This window comes from Paenibacillus rhizoplanae, from assembly GCF_042684125.1.
Classification (GTDB): domain Bacteria; phylum Bacillota; class Bacilli; order Paenibacillales; family Paenibacillaceae; genus Paenibacillus_AQ; species Paenibacillus_AQ rhizoplanae.
The window spans coordinates 889-20,820 of the sequence record NZ_JBHUKY010000068.1; the positions used below are offsets into that span (position 1 = coordinate 889).

Consider the following 19,932-nt stretch of genomic DNA (forward strand, 5'->3'; position numbering starts at 1 on the left):
GATTAACCGAATAGATTTTGTTCAATGACGCGGGGTGGAGCAGCCCGGTAGCTCGTCGGGCTCATAACCCGAAGGCCGCAGGTTCAAATCCTGCCCCCGCAATATTACTTTGGAACCGTGGTGTAGTTGGCCTAACATGCCTGCCTGTCACGCAGGAGATCGCGGGTTCGAATCCCGTCGGTTCCGCCATTTTAATGGCGTAAGGGATGAGAATTCCCTGGGTTCGTTGAAGCATAGGCATCGTAAGGAATACTTCGCAATCTCGTAACGGAGTGAAGAGTATCCCGTCGGTTCCGCCATTTTAATGGCGTAAGGGATGAGAAATCCCTGGATTGAGCATCCTATATCTCGAAGTATAGAGTATCCCTCCGATTCCGTAGTATTTTGCTAATTATAATATTGGGGATTAGCCAAGCGGTAAGGCAACGGACTTTGACTCCGTCATTCATAGGTTCGATTCCTATATCCCCAGCCATCTATTTTCGGTTGTTTCTCTTATGAGAGCCATTAGCTCAGTTGGTAGAGCACCTGACTTTTAATCAGGGTGTCGAAGGTTCGAATCCTTCATGGCTCACCATTTTCTTGTAACGTGTGCGCGTGTGGCGGAATGGCAGACGCACCAGACTTAGGATCTGGCGTTTCACGACGTGGGGGTTCAAGTCCCTTCACGCGCACCATGTTTTTGCGGACGTGGCTCAGCGGTAGAGCATCGCCTTGCCAAGGCGAGGGTCGCGGGTTCGATTCCCGTCGTCCGCTCCATATAGATTTTGCGCCCTTAGCTCAGCTGGATAGAGCGTTTGACTACGAATCAAAAGGCCGGGAGTTCGAATCTCTCAGGGCGCACCATTTTTACTTCATGGATTCAACTTTTGTATTAACGGGATGTAGCTCAGCTTGGTAGAGCACCTGGTTTGGGACCAGGGGGTCGCATGTTCAAATCGTGTCATCCCGATATTTTATTTCACCTGTGCGGGTGTAGTTCAATGGTAGAACTTCAGCCTTCCAAGCTGATAGCGTGGGTTCGATTCCCATCACCCGCTTATATCTGTACCACCTGAGTCCGTCAGCCCTATGGGGAAGGCGGACTTTTTTTGCTATTCAGGAAATGTATTAGGGTGATTTTGTTGCATGGGCCGGGATTGCAATAGTATTGGAGGGCGTTATGTTTCTATAGAACTGATATAGTATAACTAATAGATTATTGGATCATAGGCAATATTTACTTGGAAGCTAAGGAGCATTTGTTATGACAGACAAAGTAATACGGATTTTCAGAATCATTAACGCCATTCAGTCGAACCCCGGGATTACCGCAGCAGACCTGGCCTTCCGGTGCGAGGTGAATATTAGGACGATCTACAGGGATCTTGAGGTGATCAGTCACTTTGCTCCGGTTACAAATGAGGGGAGAGGCACGGGATACCGGTTCATGGGGAAGTTCTTTTTGTATCCGCTGGATTTCTCGGAGCAGGAGTCGCTGGCCTTCTCTCTGCTGCCTTCGGTCCTGAATAAGGATAGGATTCCGCCGGGTTTTCATTCTGCGTATGACAAGGTGATGGGTACTCATCTGAAGGAGAAATCGAGGCAGAATGGCCTGCTGGAGAATATCGCGGATATTATTCAAATGGGCACACCGGCCTACCGCAAGGAGAGCCGGAACTTCCTGCAGCCGCTCATTGGAGCGATTCTGGAGCAGCGCAGCATTCGAACGGTCTACCACTCGCAGTCACGCAACGCCACTACAGCGCGGGAGATTGATCCGTATTATCTGATCCCGCGGGATCAGCGCTTTTATCTGATTGGCTATTGCCATCTGAAGGGGGCGATCCGCACGTTCCGGATCAGCCGGTTTGAGCAGGTAGAGATGACGGCGTCCACTTTTGATAAAGGGAATTTCAATATTAAGCAATATCTGAAAAATACCTGGTCGATCAACCGGGGGACCCGGAATATCACGTTCAAGGTACGCTTCCATCCGGATGTTGCCCGTTACATTAAGGAAGAGGAGCTGTTCGTACAGCCCCGGATGAGCGAAGAAGGCGATGGAACGCTGCTGTTCGAAGTCACGGTTAATAATGAGAAGGAGTTCATGAAATGGATTCTGCAATATGGTCCGAATGCGGAGATTCTGGAGCCGGAGTCGGCCAGGGCGCGGTTGAAGGAGCAGCTGGGGCAATGGCTGGATGTGTATAAGCGCTAGTCGCAGACTATTATATTACATATTATGGAATAAAAATGTCGAAAAGGTTAGTTTGAATAGCTCAACTAGAGAATAAAGGGTTTTTTGGCGATATATATGTCGGGAATGAATTGACCGGAGCGAAGAAGCAGAGTATTATTGGAATATAATGGAATGATAGGAGGCAAGATAGAAATTGCTGGAACTGGATGGGATGAATGAAGACTCTTTGACAGATATGCTTAAAGTTTCGTTCTCATGGGAGAACTGGACAGCAATTCTCGAGATTTCAGACAAGCTCTTTGAACTTGCAGTTCTAACCTACGGCTCCCATCAACAGGGTGCAAAGAAGTATTTTTTGAAAAAAAATATAGCGTATTATCTCGGGTACAGTGCGTGCATGAAGGGGATTGCCTATCAAAAGCTCGGTAACCTGGCTGAATCAAGAAAGTGTATAGGCTTGTATTCGGATTTGAGCTGGATCACGGATGTGGATCATGAAGCTGCTGTGGAAGTGGAATACTACAAGAATATTGCGATAGCGAATACCTTCGTCATTGATCTGCTGGAAGGGAAGGTAGAAGTTCTTCCTGATTATGTTGAATTCATTCGCACAGGGGACCAGGAAGAGCTGCTTGCCTGCCTGATTACTGTGCTGGAATCTGCCATTAAGTATAACTTTTCGATCGACTGGGTACTGGATGAGTTCAATGAGCCGTTGCAGGAACTGAGCTGCAGAGCGAAGCAGGAAGACATCAGATACTACATAGACTATATGCATCTTAGTGCAATTTATTTGTATAAAAGGGAAAAAATTCATGATGCAATTAATCTGACTCTCTATATTTTGGTAATAAGTAGTAAACTTTATGATGGGACAGGCTTTAGGAAGATCGTGTCGTTTTATGAACATATCCGAAGCCATGCTTCTGCAGAACAACAAGAATCTTATCAAAATATAATGAAAAATATCTTAGAGAGGGAGTTTTTAAAAGATGAAAAAGGCGATCTCGTTATTAACAGCCGTATTGTTGATTAGCGCAAGCGTAGTGGTAACAACGGCAAGCGCAGGCGGTCATTTATCTGCATCCTCCGGTACTATCTCTGTTAACAATCATGGCGCTGGGCACTAATCTGAATTCTCTCTGTCTTATTATTCTGGAAATATAAGCTGCATAATAAAACAAAGAAGGGGGAAGCGATGCTTATCCCTTCTTTGCTGTGGATAGGGGTTATTCTGTTACAGACAATCCCAGTCCTTCTGCGATTCTTCGTCCAAATTCCGGATCAGCTTTGAAGAAATGACCAATCTGGCGAAGCTTGATCTCATCGGACTGCACTGGAGTCATGGCACCTACAATGTTGCGCACAAGCCGGGCACGTTCCTCTTCACTCAGCAGACGGTACAGGTCACCCGGCTGGGTGTAGTGATCGTCATGGTCATAAGGAACACTGTCCGCCTGGCCGGAGACTTCGAATGCAGCCGGTTTATGCTGCGGTGACTCGGTGGCTCCGCCGGAGCTGTTAGGCTCATAATAGACGGAGCCTCCTCCGTTATTCGTAGCATTCATCGCGCCGTCGCGCTGATTATTGTTGACCTCTGCGATAGGCCGGTTAATCGGCAGGTGGTTATGGTTCGCTCCTACCCGGTAGCGGTGAGCATCCCCGTACGCGAACAGGCGGCCCTGAAGCATTTTATCTGGAGAAGCTTCTATGCCTGGAACGAACGAGCCTGGGGAAAAGGTGGCCTGCTCCACTTCGGCGAAATAATTCTCAGGGTTGCGGTCCAGCACCATGCGGCCTACCTCAATCAGCGGATAATCCTTCTGCGACCACACCTTGGTGACATCAAACGGATCGAAGCGGTAGGTGTCGGCATCCTCCACAGGCATAATCTGCACATGCAGCCTCCAGGCCGGAAAGTCTCCGGTATCAATGGCGTTGAACAAATCCTCCGTATGATAATCCGGGTTGTCAGCGGCAAGCTGTGCAGCAAGTTTAACATCGAGGTTCTTGACGCCTTGCTCTGTCTTGAAATGGTACTTCACCCACACGGCTGCGCCTTCAGCATTGACCCACTTGAAGGTATGACTGCCGAAGCCATGCATATGGCGGAGAGTAGCCGGGATACCGCGGTCGGACATCAGAATCGTCACCTGATGCAGAGACTCGGGGGAGAGGGACCAGAAGTCCCAGACCGCATTCGGGTTCTTCAGATGGGTCTGCGGATGACGTTTCTGGGTATGGATAAAGTCCGGGAACTTAATGGCATCACGGATGAAAAAGACAGGCGTGTTGTTGCCGACCAGGTCGTAGTTGCCTTCTTCGGTATAGAATTTCACGGCGAAGCCGCGCGGATCGCGCACGGTGTCAGAAGACCCGGATTCTCCGGCTACGGTGGAGAAACGGATGAACATCGGGGTGCGTTTGCCGACCCCGGACAAGAAGGAAGCCTTCGTATATTGGGAGAGATCATTGGTGACTTCAAAATAACCATGGGCACCGGCGCCTTTGGCATGGACGACACGTTCAGGAACACGCTCACGGTTGAAGTGGGCCAGCTTCTCCAGCAAGTGGACATCCTGCAGCAAAGAAGGCCCGCGTGAGCCTGCTGTCATAGAATTCTGGTTGTCGCCTACAGGGGCGCCCCAGCTTGTGGTTAGCTTGTTGTTATTGTTTGTGGTCATGAACACAATCACCTCGTATAGGATTTGATTTTAGATTAAGTATAAGTATTATAATAGCAAGAATTTAAATAAAATCAATCCTTTTTTATAATTATTATAATTAACATTATGCGGAAGAAAGCAGGTTCATGCTAGAGCTGGAGGTTACAGACAAGGAAATTTGGCTTAGATGAAGCGGAAGCGGAGAGTGGAGAGTGGGCAAAAAAACTCCCGCCCGCAGCAGCGGACAGGAGGAGAGATTCTTGAACAGTAACGGACCAGCAGCAACGGGGTGCGGGTGACGGGAGCAAGAGCTACTGCATGTTAGCTTGGGATATACATCCGGTTATAGTATTCATCCAGCATGCGCTTGGTGGCGAATTCGGTGCGGGTGGTCTCGATGCTGCGGTGCATCATCTGTACCCACTTGGCCTGATCCTCATAGAAGACCGGGAGGACGCGGTTCAGAAGGGTCTCGTACAGTGCATCGCTGTCATGCTGGTCAAGCACCGTAAAGTCGGTGGTCTCGAAGCCGTCTCCGATCTGCCAGCCGTTCTCGCCGTCGATGCAGGCCTCCGGCCACCAGCCGTCCAGGATGGAGCAGTTCAGGACGCCGTTCATGGCGGCCTTCATGCCTGAGGTTCCGCTTGCTTCCAGCGGTCTGCGCGGATTGTTCAGCCAGATGTCAGAACCGCGGGTCAGCTGGGCTCCGATGGTCATGTCGTAGTTTTCCAGGAAGACTACGCTCTTCGGATATTTGCGCATCATGGCTACAAGGTTGCTGACGATCCGCTTGCCGTTGTCGTCCAGCGGATGCGCTTTGCCGGAGAATACAATCTGGATCTTGCCGCTCTCCAGGTACGGCTCAATAATGTCCGGCTGGGAGAAGATCAGGTCACTGCGCTTGTAGGGAGCCGCCCGGCGGGAGAAGCCGATGAGCAGATGGTCCGCATTCAGGGCGATGCCGGAGCGTTCCTCAATGAAACCGATCAGCTCCTGCTTGATCTCCTTATGCACCGCCCACAGGTCGCCGCCCTCCTCAAAAGCACGGGTCATCCGCTCATCTACCCAGGTAGGGGTATGAATCGCATTGGTGATGCCGATGATCTCTGATCTGCCGGCGACTTCCTTCCACATTTTGTTCGCGGTATCGGCATGAAGCTGGGCAACCGCATTCGAGATCCGCGACAGCCGCAGGCCGGCAACGGTCATGTTGAAGGGTTCTCCGCCGATCCGCTCCATTTGTGCCTGTGTTAAGCCATTAAAGGCCCCCATGTATTCCAGCCGATCCAGCGGATGGGTCTCGTTTCCCTCCTTAATCGGTGTATGTGTAGTGAACACAACCTCTTCCCGTGTAGCCTTCCAGGCTTCTTCAAAGGTACTGCCGCCGCACATCTTCTCCCGGATCAGCTCGATCGCTGCGAGCGCCGCATGCCCCTCGTTGAAGTGATAGACATCGACCTTAATGCCCAGGGCGCGCATGGCTTTGACGCCGCCGATGCCCAGAACGATCTCTTGGGCAATCCGCTCCTCCCCGAACCAGCCGTAGAGCTGGCCGGTAATCCAGGCATCACTGTTCTCCGGGATATCGGTGTCGAGCAAATAGAGCGGCCGGTTGCCGAAATGGTCTGTTTTCCACACTTTGCAGACCACATCGGTCTTTCTGACTTTTACCGTGACCTTGACGCCTGTATCCTCAAGGAAGTCGTACACATAGTTGTGGTAAGAGTCGTAGGGGTTGCCGTCCGCATCAATCTTCTGGTCCGTGTAGCCCTGTTTCCATTTGAGTCCGATGGGGATGATGGGTGCCCCGATATCCTGCGCGCCCTTGATGTAATCTCCGGCCAGAATGCCCAGCCCTCCGGCGTACATTTTGAAATCGGAATGCAGTCCATACTCCATGCTGAAATAAGCTACTGACGGTAAGTGGTTCTCGCTCACGTGATAAGCCTCCTAAATGCGATTTAGATCATAACGAGTTGCTGCAGGCTGTATCTAAGATGCAAACGTTTGCTCCATGAGGCAGGACAGGCTCTGGAAGCGATTGCAACATCATTCTAGCATATTTATCCTTAAAAAGCACAGCGAAGTTTGGTTGACGAATGACCGCCTGCGGACCCGATAAATAAAATTTGATTAACCTGCCGGAAGACCATAAGATAAGGGGAGAATAATTGTACAAGGTTCATCTAAATCATATATTAAACAATAAACCAAGTGGTGGTGTAGAAGGTTGAGTATAGTCGTTATTGGAAGTCTGAATATGGATATGGTCGTGCGGGCAGAGCGCGCGCCGGAGGCCGGTGAGACCCTGTTCGGTCAGGGGTTCGCTCTGTCTCCGGGCGGAAAAGGGGCGAACCAGGCTGTCGCTGCGGCCCGGCTTGGTGCGGATGTTACGATGATCGGCAGAGTGGGCAAGGATGCTTTTGGCAGCGGGCTGCTGGAGATTATGGAGCAGGAGCAGGTTCATACCGCGTATATCTCGCAGAGTGAATCCCAGGCTACAGGGGTTGCTTCCATTGTAGTGGACGGGGCCGGGGAGAACCGGATCATCGTAGTGCCTGGTGCGAATGTGGAGATGAAGCCGGAGGATATTGAAGCGCTTGAGACAGTGATCAGCGGGGCTGGGATCGTGGTGATGCAGCTGGAGACGGATCTGGCGATGTGCGAGTCTGCGGCAGTTATGGCGTTCCGGCATGGGATTCCGGTGATTCTTAATCCGGCTCCGGCCCAGCCGCTGAGTGATGAGCTGCTGCACCATGTCACCTACCTGACTCCCAATGAGACAGAGGCGGGCATTCTGGCCGGTATCTCTGTGGAGAGTGTGGAGGATGCAGAGCGTGCGGCTCGGATCATGCTGCAAAAAGGAGTCCAGCACATGATTGTAACGCTGGGCTCCAAAGGGGCATTAATCGTGGATGCTGCCGGAAGCCGGCATGTCCAGGGGTTCCCGGTGCAGGCGGTAGATACGGTGGCAGCCGGTGATTCCTTCAACGGGGCGCTGGCCTGGCAGCTGACCTGCGGCAGGACGCTGGAGGAAGCGGTCCGCTTCGCCAATGCTGTCGGTGCACTGGCGGTTGGCAAGACCGGTGCGATTGCTTCTCTGCCTAGACTGGAAGAGGTAGAGCTGTTCCTGCGGACAGCTGCTAATGCGGAGTCTCATGAGCAGTAGATGCCTGTAGATTCCGTATGTGAGCTAGAAATAAGCAGATGCTAATAGACAAATTAAGCGGGGAGCGTCAGAGGAAGCTCTGAGACTCCGGGTCCGCTAAGGAGCTGACAGGATGAGCGGTACAGTAACCGTCAAGAATATAACCCTCGGAGAAGGGATGCCCAAAATCTGTGTTCCGCTGGTTGGAACGACGCGGACGGAGCTGCGTGAAGAAGCTGAGGCGCTGATCGCACTGGCGCCGGATGTGGTGGAGTGGCGCAGTGATTTCTTCACGGAGGTGGAAGATATTAATGCCGTAACCCAGGTGCTGGAGGACATTCAGCGCCTGCTGCCGGAGATTCCGCTGATCTTCACCTTCCGCAGCGCCAGGGAAGGCGGCGAGAAGGAAATCTCCTCAGCATATTACTTCCGGCTGATCCAGGCGGCGGTAGAGAGCGGGCTGGTGGATATGGTGGATGTGGAGCTGTTCCAAGAGGAAGCGGAGGTCCGCAGACTGATTGCAGCAGCGCATGGACAAGCGGTGTTCGTGATTCTCTCGAATCATGACTTCGACGGGACGCCGTCCGAGGATGAGATTGTCTCCCGGCTGCGCCGGGCGCAGGAGCTGGGCGGCGATCTGCCGAAGATTGCCGTAATGCCGCAAGGTCCAGCCGATGTGCTGACCCTGCTGGCGGCAACGAACCGGATGCAGGAGCAGTATGCAGACCGTCCGATCATTACGATGTCGATGGCCGGGGAGGGCGTGATCAGCCGGCTGGCCGGAGAGATCTTCGGCTCGGCACTGACCTTCGGTGCGGCGCATAAGCCTTCGGCACCGGGGCAGGTGGCGGTTGCCGACCTGCGCCGGGTGCTTACGCTGCTGCACCGCAGCTTGTAGCGGCTGCCAGTTCAGACGCAGCAGGAATGGGGATAGACAGGGGTGTTTCCGGCCGGTATTACGGTGGAAGCACCCTTTTGCATATAGAGAGAGATAGTAAATAGCGGGCGGAGTTTGAAACTGAAGCTGCCCATGCCCTACAATGGAGGCAACCAAGTAGAAGGGGCGGAGCGCCGATGACAGAATTGATCCTGGTTGTGGAGGATGAGGTGAGAATTGCCCGTCTGCTGCAGATTGAGCTGGAATGCGAGGGATACCGTGTGTGTATTGCCGGCAGCGGCCATCAGGGGCTGGAGATGTACCAGGAGCAGCAGCCGGATCTGTTATTGCTGGATGTGATGCTGCCTGGATTCAGCGGCATAGAGCTGCTGCGGCGAATCCGGGCGGGCGATCCCGATACGCCGGTTCTGCTGCTTACAGCCAAGAGCTCAGTAGAGGATAAAGTGTCGGGCCTGGACCTTGGGGCCAATGATTATATTACGAAGCCGTTTCAAATTGAGGAGCTGCTGGCGCGTGTCCGTGCTGCGCTGCGGCTGGCCTCGGGGCGGAGGAAAGAGGAAGCCGTCAACCTGCTGATGGCAGATGATCTGGAGCTGAACGAAGTTACGCGGGAGGTGAAGCGGGCAGGCCGGAGCATCGAGCTGACTCCCCGGGAGTTCGACCTGCTGGTCTACCTGCTGAAGAATAAGCGCCAGGTGCTGAACAGGGAACAGATCATGGCCGCTGTCTGGGGGTACGATTATTACGGTGATACGAATATTGTGGATGTCTATATCCGCTATGTCCGCAAAAAAATAACGCTGGACCCCCAGCCTGAATTGATTCATACCGTGCGGGGCGTTGGTTATGTGTTGAAGGATACCCCATGAAGCTGCGGAGCACCATTCATCTGTATTCCAGCGTGCTGTTCGCCGTGCTGCTTATCCTCATGAATCTGTTCATCTACGCCGTATTCAGCCGGATGTCACTAGACAGCCAGCTCGGGCAGGCGTCTGCCGAGACGGCCAGAATCGCTGCCGCGATGAGAAAAGCCGGAGCTGGGGTAACGGCACCGGAGCTGCTCCGGGCTTATGTGCCGGTGGAGGGAATGCTGCGGCTGCTCGCTGCGGATGGTAGCGGATCGGCGCCGGTTACCTCAGCCTCCGGGCAGGAGATCAGCCGTATGAAGCCGGTCTACCATTCCGGGAAGGAGGCGGAACGGGTCCGGGTGGACGGACGCTTGTATGCGTTCGTGAGCGTTCCGGTCATCTGGACGGACGGGAACGTGCTGAATCTCCAGATGACCAAAAGCCTGGAGAGCACGATGGATACGTTGCGGGTCCTGCGGCTGGTCCTGGCCGGGGCTACGCTTGCGGCGCTGCTTCCGCTGCTGCTCTCCAGCCGTCTGTTGTCGGGCCTGATTATGCGGCCCATTGTCCAAATGACGGCGACCATGCGGGAGATTCAGCGCAGCGGGAAATTTCGCAGGCTTCCACTGGAAGCACACTCGAAGGATGAGCTTGTGGAGATGGGGCATACCTTCAACGAAATGATTGGCCTCTTGGAGAGCAATTATGTGAAGCAGGAGAAATTCGTGTCGGATGCCTCCCATGAGCTGCGCACACCGCTGACGGTTATTGAGAGCTATGCCAGTCTGCTGAAGCGCAGAGGGCGGGATCACCCGGAGCTGTTCGATGAATCGGTTGAGGCCATCCATTCCGAAGCTGTGCGGATGAAGGAAATGACGGAGCAGCTGCTGCTGCTGGCAAAGCACCCGGAGCAGTGGGATCTGGAGCTAAAGGTGATGGATCTGGAGGCGCTGGCCCGTTCTTCGGCGAAGGCTTTTTATAATGCATACGGGAGAGAGGTCACGATTCAGGTCAAGGGGCCGGCCGAAGGCTACAGCGATGAAGCGAAGCTCCGGCAGCTGCTGTTCATCTTCCTGGACAACGCCCGCAAATACAGCGATGAGCAGATAACCGTGCGTATTGAGGCTTCCGGGCAGGAACGGATGATTGTGATTACCGACCGCGGCATTGGAATTCCGCCGGAGGAGCTGCCGAAAATATTCGACCGTTTCTATAGAGTGGATGAGGCGAGAACCCGTGAGAACGGAGGGGCAGGCCTGGGGTTGTCGCTTGCCGCAGAGATCGCGGGGGCGATCGGAGCGGAGTTGTCCATGGATAGTACGGTAGGCCTGGGAACCTCGGTGACGATCCGTATGGCTGCGGACCGCAGGGGAGGTGGACAATGAAGCGGAAATCAACGAACAAGAGCAAGATATACAAGGCAGTCGTAGGTATGGTTGTCTTCCTGCTGCTGGCTTGGGTTGCCTTCTGGATATTCGGGAACGATTCAGAGCCGCTGTTATCCGGAGATCAGGCGGAGCTGGCTGTGCTGAGCGAATATGCCGGTAAGGTAGACAGTCTGAAGCTGCAAGCCGGAGCTTATATAGCGGTGCTTCAGACGGAGCAAGGACGGTATGAGCTGAAGCTGGACGGAGTTACTGGTGAGATTCTCTCCATCGTGCTGCTGAAGCGCACGGACGAACCCGCGGTGAGGCCTACGTCTGCCGCTACTCCGGTTCCATCTGGCGGAACTGCCACTACCCCGTCACCAGCACCTACCCCGGCGTCGCAGAGCGTAGTCTCCGAAGCGGAGGCTGTCAGGCTGGCTCTGCTTGAGGTACCGGGGGAGCTGGACGATGTGGATACGGGAATCGATGCGGCGGGCGCTTTTTATCTGGTGGAGATCCATACTTCAGACGGGCGGGAGGCCGTAGTTCAGGTCAACGCAATCTCGGGACATATTATGTCTGTGACCTGGGAAGAGCCGGATGGGGAGGATTCCTAGTGTTCTATTTATTTGTTTTCTCAGCGAATTCTAATGTTGCTCCCGCTGTTCTCTCAGATTGTAGCGTTATAGTTACTACAAGAAGCAGCGAAGAATGAACTTAGGAGGCGTTAACATTGAAGACCAAGATATGGAGCAGTATCACGGCGGCAGCACTTATTCTCGGAGGCGCTTATGGTATAGGCGAGCTGAAGGGCAGTACGGCAGAAGCAGCCGCAGCAGTGAAGAGTCAGAGCACAACGTTGATCAGTGTAAGCCAAGCTGAGCAGATTGCCTTGAAGGCAGCTCCGGGACAGGTGGAGAGCATCGATCTGGAGAAGAAGGCCAGCGGCACGTATTACGATATCGAAATCCAGCAGACCAAGCAGGAGATAGATGTCCGGGTAGATGCGTATTCGGGAAAAGTAATCAGCGTGCGCAAGGATGCAGACGATGATGGTTCATACACGGCAGCTCCGGCCTCAGGCGGGAAGTTGATTACCGCAGGCAAGGCGGCTGAGGTGGCTCAAGCTGCTGTGAAGGGGACGGTCACTGAGATTGATCTGGACCGGGATCACGGGGGCGCTGTCTATGAGGTTGAAATCAGGAACGGGCAGGTCAAGACAGAAGTAAGAGTCGATGCGTATACTGCCAAGGTTGTGTACACCGATACGGATTCCGACGAGGATGATGATTGATATGTAAAAGAGAGGCAGCCGGATTGAACGGCTGCCTCTTTGCTATGCCAAACTATTACGTCACGGCTTCGCTCCCGTATACACATGGACAGCATCCCGCAGGAACGCGGCCATGCCCGGGCGGCGCTGGTCGTAATAAGCGGTGAAGCGCTCATCATCGACATACATCTGGGCTACGCCTGCATGGGCTTCCTTAGTGTAGGTGTCCCAGTAGAAGCTGAGCCACTGGCGGTGCAGGTCAGCGGCCTTTTGCGCCAGCTCGCTTGCCGAATCGCCTTCCTCCATCGCCTGCTCCAGTGAAGCGAACATGTCGGCCTCCAACTGCTGAAGGGCAGCGTACTGCTCCTCCGTCATATGGCTCAGCTTGCGGTTCGACTGCTCCACGGCTTCCCCGCCGTATTTCTCCCGGATCTCCTGGCCGTACTTCTGCTCGTTATCGTCAATCAGCTTCTGCTTGAAGCCTGCGAATTTCTCCTGATTGCTCATTATACTTCTCCCTTCTGTGTGTGCAATGGTCTGTTCGACGTTCGCGATGAGCCGGTCCAGCTGCTGTCTCCGCTGGAGCAGCTGGTCATGGTGCTCACGCAGGGCGCGGGCGCCGTCGAAGGAGGGCGAATGGACAATATCCCTGATCGCCGCAAGGCCGAGGCCCAGTTCCCGGTAGAACAGAATCTGCTGCAACAGGTCTACCTCGGCCTGGCCGTAGATCCGGTATCCCGAGGAGCTGAGTCTGGCTGGCTTCAGAATCCCGAATTCATCGTAATACCGCAGGGTCCGTGCACTGATCCCCGCAAGTGTCCCCAGCTTCTGCACCGTATATTCCATGGTCCTATCTGCCTCCAATCTGTCTTGGCGTATACAGCAGAGAACGGGTTCAAGGCGTTCCCGCCGGGTAAGCGGCCGCTTACAGATCTAACTGTATACTTTGACGTAACGGCAAGGTCAACTCTTATTTTGTAGAATAACCAGACAGCGGGGCGGGTAACCGGGGGAGCTGGAAAAGCAAACAGCGGCAACCGCCCGGGCTATGCCTTGGGAGATTGCCGCTGCTGTGCGCGGGTATGGGCCTATTTCTTGCTAAGCTGGGCGGCGAAATACGCCTTAAGCTCTGCCAGCTTCCGGGGGTCCGCCAGGGCATCCTCCGCAGGGAAGTAATGCTCGGCGACCAGCTCCCAGGTAGGGACGATTTTCTGGCCGGTCATCGCTTTGATGGCGATCTTGACTGTCTTGCGCTCCCGCGCGTTTGAGAAGGTATCGACATAATGCTGCGACCGCCCGAAGTCCAGCTCGCTGAAGACTGCGCGGAAGATCTCAGCCGTCATCTTGGCATCGTCCAGCGCGCGGTGGGCGGAGCCGGAAGGCTCCAGGCCGAAGAGGGCCATAGCCCCTTCAACGCTGATGTCGTTACTGAGGCTGCGGGCGCGCAGGACGCCCTTGAGCAGATCGAAGTAGGTGGCTTCCATCCAGTAGGCATCATCCATCTTGTGCATCCGCACATCCTGGATAATCCGCTTCATATCCTCACCGCCCCAGGTCAGCAGCAGTACGCCGTCCGGACTCTGGTCCAGCCAGGCTCTGAAGGCGGTAATCACCTTAGGGAAGCGGCTGGCGACGTCGATATCCTCCTGGGGGATGCCGGTTTTTTTCTTGATGAATGAATTCAGGGTGGAGAAGTATATGGGTCTGATTAAGGCTGAGAATTCATCCTTAACCTGCAATGAAGCGTCTAACCGGACCGCTCCGATCTCAATGACCTCCATGGGATGCTCACTGGCAAATTTGCGGCCGTTGAATTCGATGTCCAGAATAATATAATCCACAGGTAATGCCTCCGTTTCAGTGACTGGCGCCAAGATTGCCCGGAAATGCGCCGACCCTTCTATTTTAGCAAAAAAAGAGCTGTACAGATACCGGATGTCCTGTATCCGCACAAATTTGAATTTTCAGCCGGGAGCGGGTTGGTTTCTGCGAAAATGGGTAATGAACTAGATCATCTGTCGAATAGAGCTATTGAGGTAAGGAGGGAAGGGCATGAAGCTGTATGTAACCGTCAAAAGCCTGGGCAAACGCAGGCCGGTGCTTGAGCGGAGGGAGCTGCTGCTTGCTGATCGTCCGCAGACGCTTCGCGAGCTGATCTCGGAGATTGTAGCCGGGCAGGTGCAGGCGATGCTGGAGCGGCAGGAGCGGGGAGATCTGATCCCTTACCTGACCGCAAATGAAATTGCGGAGCAGGGTGATAACGGCAAGGTCGGGTTCGGCACGGTGTACGGCGAGACGAAGCCTGAGTTAGAGCAGGCTACGGCTGCGGCACTGCTTGCTTTTGAAGACGGATTGTACAAGGTGTTCGTGCAGGAAGAGGAATGCTCCGCGCTGGATGAGCCGCTGAGGCTCGAAGAGGGCGATGAGCTGACGCTGATCCGGTTCACGATGCTGGCAGGAAGACTATGGTGAGGGAGATGACAGGATGAAAATCGGAAATGCAGAGTGGGAGACTCAGTGGTATGCGGATGTTGAGAACAAAGCCAAGGGGCTGAGGGGGGAAGGCGCGGAACTGGCAGGTCTGCTCGCGGAGTTCAGCAAGAACCGCTACCTTCATGAAGGGGAGGATTCGCTGGACCGCTTCCTTGTTATCATGGATGATCGAGCTGCGGCGGCTCAGGCTGACTTTACCGGATACTGGGCGCCGCTGATTGGGGTCATGCAGCAGCTCTACAGCACACATACCGTTGAGCTTGCCCGTTACATAGTTAAACATGCAGTGGAGTACCCTTATTCCATAGGGTATCTGCGCCGGCCGTTCCGGACCCGGGAGGTTCAGCCGCACCGGCTGCAGATTCTCCGCAAAATTAATGCCCTGATCTATATGGAGCTGATTGAATTCTCGTTGCCGGAGTATCTGAAGGGGGATTATGAAAAGGATTACAGTATCTCTTACCGCGTAGATGTTGCCGTTCCCGATGTAGTCGCCTATGAGCTGAACCGCAGCGGCAGCGGAATGGAGGATCTGCTTAAGGAGGCGGTATATGGGGACAATCAGGGGGCAATGCTCAGCCGCAATATGATAAAAGGTACATTCCTCAGCCATAACCAGGCTGCTGTTCAGATGATGGGCGAGCTGCTGCTCGCTGCCCGGCTGCAGGAGGGACTGCGGCAGTCCATTATGGAGACGATGGATGAGGGGACGATAGAGAACAACCTTCATATGCTGAAGGTAATTCTGGACAATGATCTCGTGCGCTACAGCTCGGTGGTGCGGGCCCTGGGCGTATGGACCGGGATGGGCCTGGAAGCCCAGAACCAGCGGGTGGCGAAGCAGTTGATTGACGGAGCCTATCAGGTGCTGACGGATGAAGCGCTGCGGGCTGAGTGGCTGATCAGTGAGAATGCCAACCATGTCTACCTGAGCTTGTGGGGGACGGCTGTCTATGAGGAGAATGAACTGATCGGCAAAGTGGATGTCCTGATGGAACAGGGCCAGTCCTACCAGAAGATCGTAGCCCAGTATGTACTTTCCGGCAGCCAGAACCGGGAGGTGCGCCTGAGCAGCGCCCGGAAGTATCTGACAGAGCAAGAGCCGGAGCTGCTGTACTGGATTCTGACGAACTACAATTATGAGTATAACCGGATGTGGAGAGGGCCGAAGGATAAGGGGCCGAGAATCGAGGTCGTAGCGAGCCCGCAGCTTGAGGATAAAAGCGAGCGGCAGCGCGACTTCAGTCTGCTGATGGGCATCTTCCTGAACCCGGACAGCCGGGAGCTGACCGGCACCTCCAAGGTGCTGGATTTCCTGCAGGTCAGCTATACCCGTGATCTGCCGGTCCAAAAGATGCTCTATTTGATCTCCTATGATATGGACCCGGCCTGGGTGAATGAATTGCTGGCGCTGAAGGACAAGCTCAGCACGGATATACGGGGGGAGCTGCTGAATTACTTCGTGCAGCATACGGAGGATACTGTGCAGCGCGAATTCATTTTCGCGAGTCTCTCCGACAAGAGCATAAAGAACCGCGAGCTGGCGCTGGACCTGGCGCAGGGGCTGACCCTGGCGGAGGATGAGCTGCTGATGGCCGAAGGGCTGCTGAAGCTCAAGACCGGTACGCTGCGGCAGAGCGTGACCCGGATGCTGCTGAATCAGCCGGATGAAGCGCTGAAGGACTCCGTCCGCAGACTGGTGCAGGGCAAGAATGCCCTGCAGCGTCAGGCGGGACTGGAGATTATGACCGTGCTGTTCCAGGATGAGGAGCGTCAGGTGCTCTTTGAAGCGGTACGTCCGCTGGCGGAGGGGCTGGATAAGCCTTCCGACCAGGAGCGCGAGCTGATTGGGAGGCTGAGCCAGAAGAATGAGTATACCAAGGTGAACGGCTTCGGCTTGTTCGATCCGCAGCAGACGGAGGAGTGGCTGACTCAGGGGCCGGTACTTGACGGATTTGCCTGGGATCAGGTGTTCAAGCTGTCCTTGGAGCAGATCAAGACATTCCTTAAGGGACTGGACGACATGATTCACAAGCACCGCGATGTGGAGTATGAGGTCGAATACTACAGCGGATACAAGGATACGCTGCTGATCGGCACTAATCTCAGACCGCTGCAAGGGTACTTAATTAATGATGAGGAGAGCGGCAAATCCGCTCTTGAGCAGTACCCGCTGCATGAAGTATGGACTGAATACTGGGAGAAGAGCGGCTGGAGCGCCCGGGATCTGATAGAGCTGAACTTCTATACCAGCCTGGATGAGCTGGATGAGACCCTGGATAACTATGACGGTTACGATACCTTAGGGATCGATGATCAGGAACTCAACAAGCAGAAGCTGTTGTCCGGCTGGCGCAAGGAATTCGCGGGAGAGATCTACCCGCTGGAGCAGACCCTAGCTGTGGTGAAGCTGGTGGAGAAGCTGAAGTACAGATGGCAGGTAGAGGCGCTCGTGGATGCGTTCCGCGCGGACCACAAGAGCCCGGAGGGCTTCCGTCTTGCCGATGGTGCGGTGAATGCGCTGCTGGCTGGATTCCCGGAGGAGAAGCTCGCGGCGGATTGGCCTTTCCTGTCTGTGCTGGCTGATCCGTGGGTCGATATGGTGCAGAAGCTATGGGACGGAACAGAGGAGTTCAAGGAGATGTTCCGTACCTGCTACAGGTTCGAGAGAATCAGCGGAGAAGGAGAGCGGTCCAGCATCATCGGGCTGAAGCATTATGTCCAGGCCCTTACGGATGGAATCATCGGCGAAGAGACGCTGCTTAAGGAGCTGCTGCTGAGTACGGATGCACGCAACCATATGAGCTGGATCAGCTCACGCCGATACGATTGGATCGAAGACAGTCCGCAGATGGTTGCGCTGCGCGCACGGATCATCGACCGTCTGCTGGCGGTTGAGCTGGGGCGCGGCGATCTGCCGACCGAGGTGACCGGCATGACGATGGGGCTGCAGCGGATTGAGGGGCTGGACTACTGTATCCGCATCCTGTCCGGGCTGAACAAGGATACCTTCATACGCGGATACGTGTACGGTTACGGCAACAATATTACGAAGAAGGAATCCTTCAGCCATCTGCTTAAGGTATGTTATCCGCGCGAGGGCGACAATGCGGAGCGGCTGAAGACCTTGCTGCAGGAATACAAGTTATCCGATCAAAAGCTGCTGGAAGCCGCCATGTACGCCCCGCAGTGGATCGAGATTATTGCCGAGTACCTGGGCTGGGAAGGGCTGCGCAGTGCTGCCTGGTACTTCCACGCCCACATTAACGAGAGCTTCTCGGCCGAAAAAGAGACGGTGGTGGCGCATTACTCGCCGATCACGCCGCAGGAATTCAACGACGGCGCCTTCGATGTGAACTGGTTCCAGTCCGCCTACAAGGAGCTTGGACAAGAGCGGTTCGAGCTGCTCTATGACTGTGCCAAATACATCTCCGCCGGTGCGAACCACCGCCGTTCCCAGCTGTTCGCCGATGCCACGCTCGGCAAGCTGAACCTGGAAGAGATGAAGCAGTCTGTAGAGCAGAAGCGGGGCAAGGATCATCTGCTCAGCTATAGTCTGATTCCGCTGGGAGCAGACCGCGAACAGGATATTCGTGTGCGTTATGAGTTCATCCAGCGCTTCCTGGCGGAGAGTAAGAAGTTCGGCGCACAGCGCCGCGCCAGCGAAGGCCAGGCCGCACAGATTGCCCTGGGCAACCTGGCGCGCAATGCCGGATATGCCGATGTCACCCGCCTGATCTGGGATATGGAGGCACGCAAGCTGGACGATTATGCTGCGTACTTCGAGCCTTATGAGCTGGACGAAGAGACCTTCGTCTCGCTTAGTATCAATGAAGAAGGGCAAAGCGATTATGTAGTCACCAGCAAAGGGAAGGCGCTGAAGTCGGTGCCTGCACGCTTCAAGAAGCATGAGTGGATCGAAGCGCTGAAGGAGGCCAAGAGCGAGCTTACCGGGCAGTTCCGGCGCGCCCGGGCCGAGCTGGAGCGGTCGATGGAGTCCGGCAGCGGCTTCACACCGGCAGAGATTGCCGGGCTGAGCCGGAATCCGGTGCTGGCTCCGCTGATTAGCAAGCTGGTGCTGATGAGCGGCGACGAGCTGGGGTATTACGATGCGGATCAGGGGGCACTGGTCAGTCCTGCGGGTGAATCCACGGCACTGAGCGGGGAGGCTGCGCTGCGGATTGCCCATCCGCTGGACCTATACCGCAGCGGACAATGGAGCCTGTATCAGAAGGATCTGTTCGACCGTCAGCTCCGCCAGCCGTTCAAGCAGGTCTTCCGCGAGCTGTACCTACCGAATGAGGATGAGCTGGCCCAGGGCGTGCTGTCCCGCCGTTATGCGGGCCATCAGGTGCAGCCGAGCAAGACGGTCGCCCTTCTGAAAGGGCGGCAGTGGACGGTCAGCTATGAGGAAGGGCTGCAGAAGGTGTTCTATGCCGAGAACCTGATCGTCCGGCTCTATGCCATGGCGGACTGGTTCTCACCAGCGGATACGGAAGCGCCGACACTGGAGACAGTGCAGTTCTTCGACCGGAAGACCTACAAGGGCGTGCCGCTGGATCAGGTGCCGCCCGTGCTATTCTCAGAGGTTATGCGGGATGTGGATCTCGTCGTCAGCGTAGCCCATGTCGGCGGCGTCGATCCGGAAGCGAGCCTGACGACTGTAGAGATGCGCCGGGTGATCGTCAGTGAGTCGCTGCGGCTGCTGAAGATTGAGAATGTCCGGCTGGACGGCAATTATGCGCGGATTGACGGTAAGCTGGGCGAGTATGCCGTGCATCTGGGCAGCGGCCAGGCGTACAAGCAGGCCGCGGGCGCCCTGTCGATTATTCCGGTGCATTCGCAGCACCGGGGCCGGCTGTTCTTGCCTTTCCTGGACGAGGACCCGCGCACAGCGGAGGTACTCTCCAAGGTCGTGCTGCTGGCTGATGACACGAAGATCAAAGACCCGCAGATTCTGGCACAGCTAAGCAGATGAGCTGCTGGGCAGATGAGATGCTTACAGTAAGTGGTAAGTAAAGGCTAAGCGTCTGCTTAGCCAGGGGATATATGGCACC

Annotated in this window: 14 protein-coding genes and 9 tRNA genes; 19 read left to right on the forward strand and 4 right to left on the reverse strand. The window is 55.0% G+C overall.

All coding sequences use genetic code 11. From position 1 onward, the window contains the following. The first annotated feature begins 28 nt into the window (after window positions 1-28). From ACFSX3_RS26320 to ACFSX3_RS26370, 11 genes are all read left to right on the forward strand, one after another. Window positions 29-102 (forward strand) — tRNA-Met (locus tag ACFSX3_RS26320). 9 nt (window positions 103-111) lie between these two features. Continuing rightward, a tRNA-Asp gene (locus ACFSX3_RS26325) sits at window positions 112-189 on the forward strand. Between the two features lie 211 nt (window positions 190-400). Continuing rightward, a tRNA-Gln gene (locus ACFSX3_RS26330) sits at window positions 401-475 on the forward strand. A gap of 26 nt (window positions 476-501) precedes the next feature. Further along, window positions 502-577 (forward strand) — tRNA-Lys (locus ACFSX3_RS26335). 16 nt (window positions 578-593) lie between these two features. Further along, window positions 594-677: transfer RNA gene (locus tag ACFSX3_RS26340), tRNA-Leu, on the forward strand. A gap of 7 nt (window positions 678-684) precedes the next feature. Further along, window positions 685-759: transfer RNA gene (locus ACFSX3_RS26345), tRNA-Gly, on the forward strand. A gap of 10 nt (window positions 760-769) precedes the next feature. Next, window positions 770-846 (forward strand) — tRNA-Arg (locus ACFSX3_RS26350). Window positions 847-878: 32 nt separating this feature from the next. After that, a tRNA-Pro gene (locus ACFSX3_RS26355) sits at window positions 879-952 on the forward strand. Window positions 953-969: 17 nt separating this feature from the next. Further along, window positions 970-1,040, forward strand: a tRNA-Gly gene (locus ACFSX3_RS26360). A 206-nt stretch (window positions 1,041-1,246) separates the two neighbouring features. Then, window positions 1,247-2,200 (forward strand): helix-turn-helix transcriptional regulator, encoded by a 954-nt coding sequence (locus ACFSX3_RS26365; RefSeq protein ID WP_209992221.1) that lies wholly within the window; start codon window positions 1,247-1,249, stop codon window positions 2,198-2,200. A gap of 175 nt (window positions 2,201-2,375) precedes the next feature. Next, a complete protein-coding gene (locus ACFSX3_RS26370; protein ID WP_209992220.1) occupies window positions 2,376-3,218 on the forward strand; it encodes a DNA-binding protein in 843 nt (280 codons plus the stop codon). 193 nt (window positions 3,219-3,411) lie between these two features. On the opposite strand, the gene katA is transcribed toward ACFSX3_RS26370, so the two are convergent. Then, on the reverse strand, window positions 3,412-4,866 hold the full coding sequence (katA, locus tag ACFSX3_RS26375; RefSeq protein WP_209992219.1) for a catalase KatA: 1,455 nt from the start codon (window positions 4,864-4,866) through the stop codon (window positions 3,412-3,414). Between the two features lie 303 nt (window positions 4,867-5,169). Next, window positions 5,170-6,786, reverse strand: a complete 1,617-nt coding sequence (gene glgP, locus ACFSX3_RS26380; protein ID WP_209992218.1) for an alpha-glucan family phosphorylase — start codon at window positions 6,784-6,786, stop codon at window positions 5,170-5,172. Window positions 6,787-7,078: 292 nt separating this feature from the next. Here glgP and rbsK point away from each other — a divergent pair, with 292 nt between their 5' ends. From rbsK to ACFSX3_RS26410, 6 genes are all read left to right on the forward strand, one after another. After that, a complete protein-coding gene (gene rbsK, locus ACFSX3_RS26385) occupies window positions 7,079-8,017 on the forward strand; it encodes a ribokinase (RefSeq protein ID WP_209992217.1) in 939 nt (312 codons plus the stop codon). 112 nt (window positions 8,018-8,129) lie between these two features. After that, complete coding sequence (gene aroD, locus ACFSX3_RS26390) at window positions 8,130-8,894, forward strand: type I 3-dehydroquinate dehydratase (RefSeq protein ID WP_209992216.1); 765 nt, start codon at window positions 8,130-8,132, stop codon at window positions 8,892-8,894. 176 nt (window positions 8,895-9,070) lie between these two features. Further along, window positions 9,071-9,763 (forward strand): response regulator transcription factor, encoded by a 693-nt coding sequence (locus ACFSX3_RS26395; RefSeq protein WP_209992215.1) that lies wholly within the window; start codon window positions 9,071-9,073, stop codon window positions 9,761-9,763. Continuing rightward, entirely contained in the window at window positions 9,760-11,127 is a 1,368-nt protein-coding gene (locus ACFSX3_RS26400) for a sensor histidine kinase (protein ID WP_209992214.1), read from the forward strand. The genes ACFSX3_RS26395 and ACFSX3_RS26400 overlap by 4 nt, the downstream gene beginning before the upstream one ends. Next, window positions 11,124-11,726 carry a PepSY domain-containing protein gene (locus tag ACFSX3_RS26405; RefSeq protein ID WP_209992213.1) on the forward strand — a complete coding sequence of 201 codons (603 nt, stop codon included), beginning with the start codon at window positions 11,124-11,126 and terminating at the stop codon, window positions 11,724-11,726. The genes ACFSX3_RS26400 and ACFSX3_RS26405 overlap by 4 nt, the downstream gene beginning before the upstream one ends. 116 nt (window positions 11,727-11,842) lie before the next feature. Further along, window positions 11,843-12,403 carry a PepSY domain-containing protein gene (locus ACFSX3_RS26410; RefSeq protein WP_209992212.1) on the forward strand — a complete coding sequence of 187 codons (561 nt, stop codon included), beginning with the start codon at window positions 11,843-11,845 and terminating at the stop codon, window positions 12,401-12,403. Window positions 12,404-12,463: 60 nt separating this feature from the next. On the opposite strand, the gene ACFSX3_RS26415 is transcribed toward ACFSX3_RS26410, so the two are convergent. After that, the gene (locus tag ACFSX3_RS26415) at window positions 12,464-13,228 is read right to left on the reverse strand and encodes a MerR family transcriptional regulator (RefSeq protein WP_209992211.1); all 765 of its coding nucleotides are present in this window, start codon (window positions 13,226-13,228) and stop codon (window positions 12,464-12,466) included. Window positions 13,229-13,470: 242 nt separating this feature from the next. Beyond that, window positions 13,471-14,223 carry an exonuclease domain-containing protein gene (locus tag ACFSX3_RS26420; RefSeq protein ID WP_209992210.1) on the reverse strand — a complete coding sequence of 251 codons (753 nt, stop codon included), beginning with the start codon at window positions 14,221-14,223 and terminating at the stop codon, window positions 13,471-13,473. Window positions 14,224-14,434: 211 nt separating this feature from the next. Here ACFSX3_RS26420 and ACFSX3_RS26425 point away from each other — a divergent pair, with 211 nt between their 5' ends. Both ACFSX3_RS26425 and ACFSX3_RS26430 read left to right on the forward strand, forming a co-directional pair. After that, on the forward strand, window positions 14,435-14,854 hold the full coding sequence (locus ACFSX3_RS26425) for a hypothetical protein (RefSeq protein ID WP_209992209.1): 420 nt from the start codon (window positions 14,435-14,437) through the stop codon (window positions 14,852-14,854). A 13-nt stretch (window positions 14,855-14,867) separates the two neighbouring features. Then, on the forward strand, window positions 14,868-19,853 hold the full coding sequence (locus ACFSX3_RS26430; RefSeq protein WP_209992208.1) for a DUF4132 domain-containing protein: 4,986 nt from the start codon (window positions 14,868-14,870) through the stop codon (window positions 19,851-19,853). Window positions 19,854-19,932: the final 79 nt, after the last annotated feature.

What these genes read in the sequence shown, in the direction of transcription:
- ACFSX3_RS26395 (WP_209992215.1), top strand. Translation starts at nt 9,071, where the DNA reads ATGACAGAATTGATCCTGGTTGTGGAGGATGAGGTGAGAATTGCCCGT.
- ACFSX3_RS26425 (WP_209992209.1), top strand. Translation starts at nt 14,435, where the DNA reads ATGAAGCTGTATGTAACCGTCAAAAGCCTGGGCAAACGCAGGCCGGTG.
- ACFSX3_RS26365 (WP_209992221.1), top strand. Translation starts at nt 1,247, where the DNA reads ATGACAGACAAAGTAATACGGATTTTCAGAATCATTAACGCCATTCAG.
- katA (WP_209992219.1), bottom strand. Translation starts at nt 4,866, where the DNA reads ATGACCACAAACAATAACAACAAGCTAACCACAAGCTGGGGCGCCCCT.
- ACFSX3_RS26415 (WP_209992211.1), bottom strand. Translation starts at nt 13,228, where the DNA reads ATGGAATATACGGTGCAGAAGCTGGGGACACTTGCGGGGATCAGTGCA.
- aroD (WP_209992216.1), top strand. Translation starts at nt 8,130, where the DNA reads ATGAGCGGTACAGTAACCGTCAAGAATATAACCCTCGGAGAAGGGATG.
- ACFSX3_RS26430 (WP_209992208.1), top strand. Translation starts at nt 14,868, where the DNA reads ATGAAAATCGGAAATGCAGAGTGGGAGACTCAGTGGTATGCGGATGTT.
- ACFSX3_RS26405 (WP_209992213.1), top strand. Translation starts at nt 11,124, where the DNA reads ATGAAGCGGAAATCAACGAACAAGAGCAAGATATACAAGGCAGTCGTA.
- ACFSX3_RS26400 (WP_209992214.1), top strand. Translation starts at nt 9,760, where the DNA reads ATGAAGCTGCGGAGCACCATTCATCTGTATTCCAGCGTGCTGTTCGCC.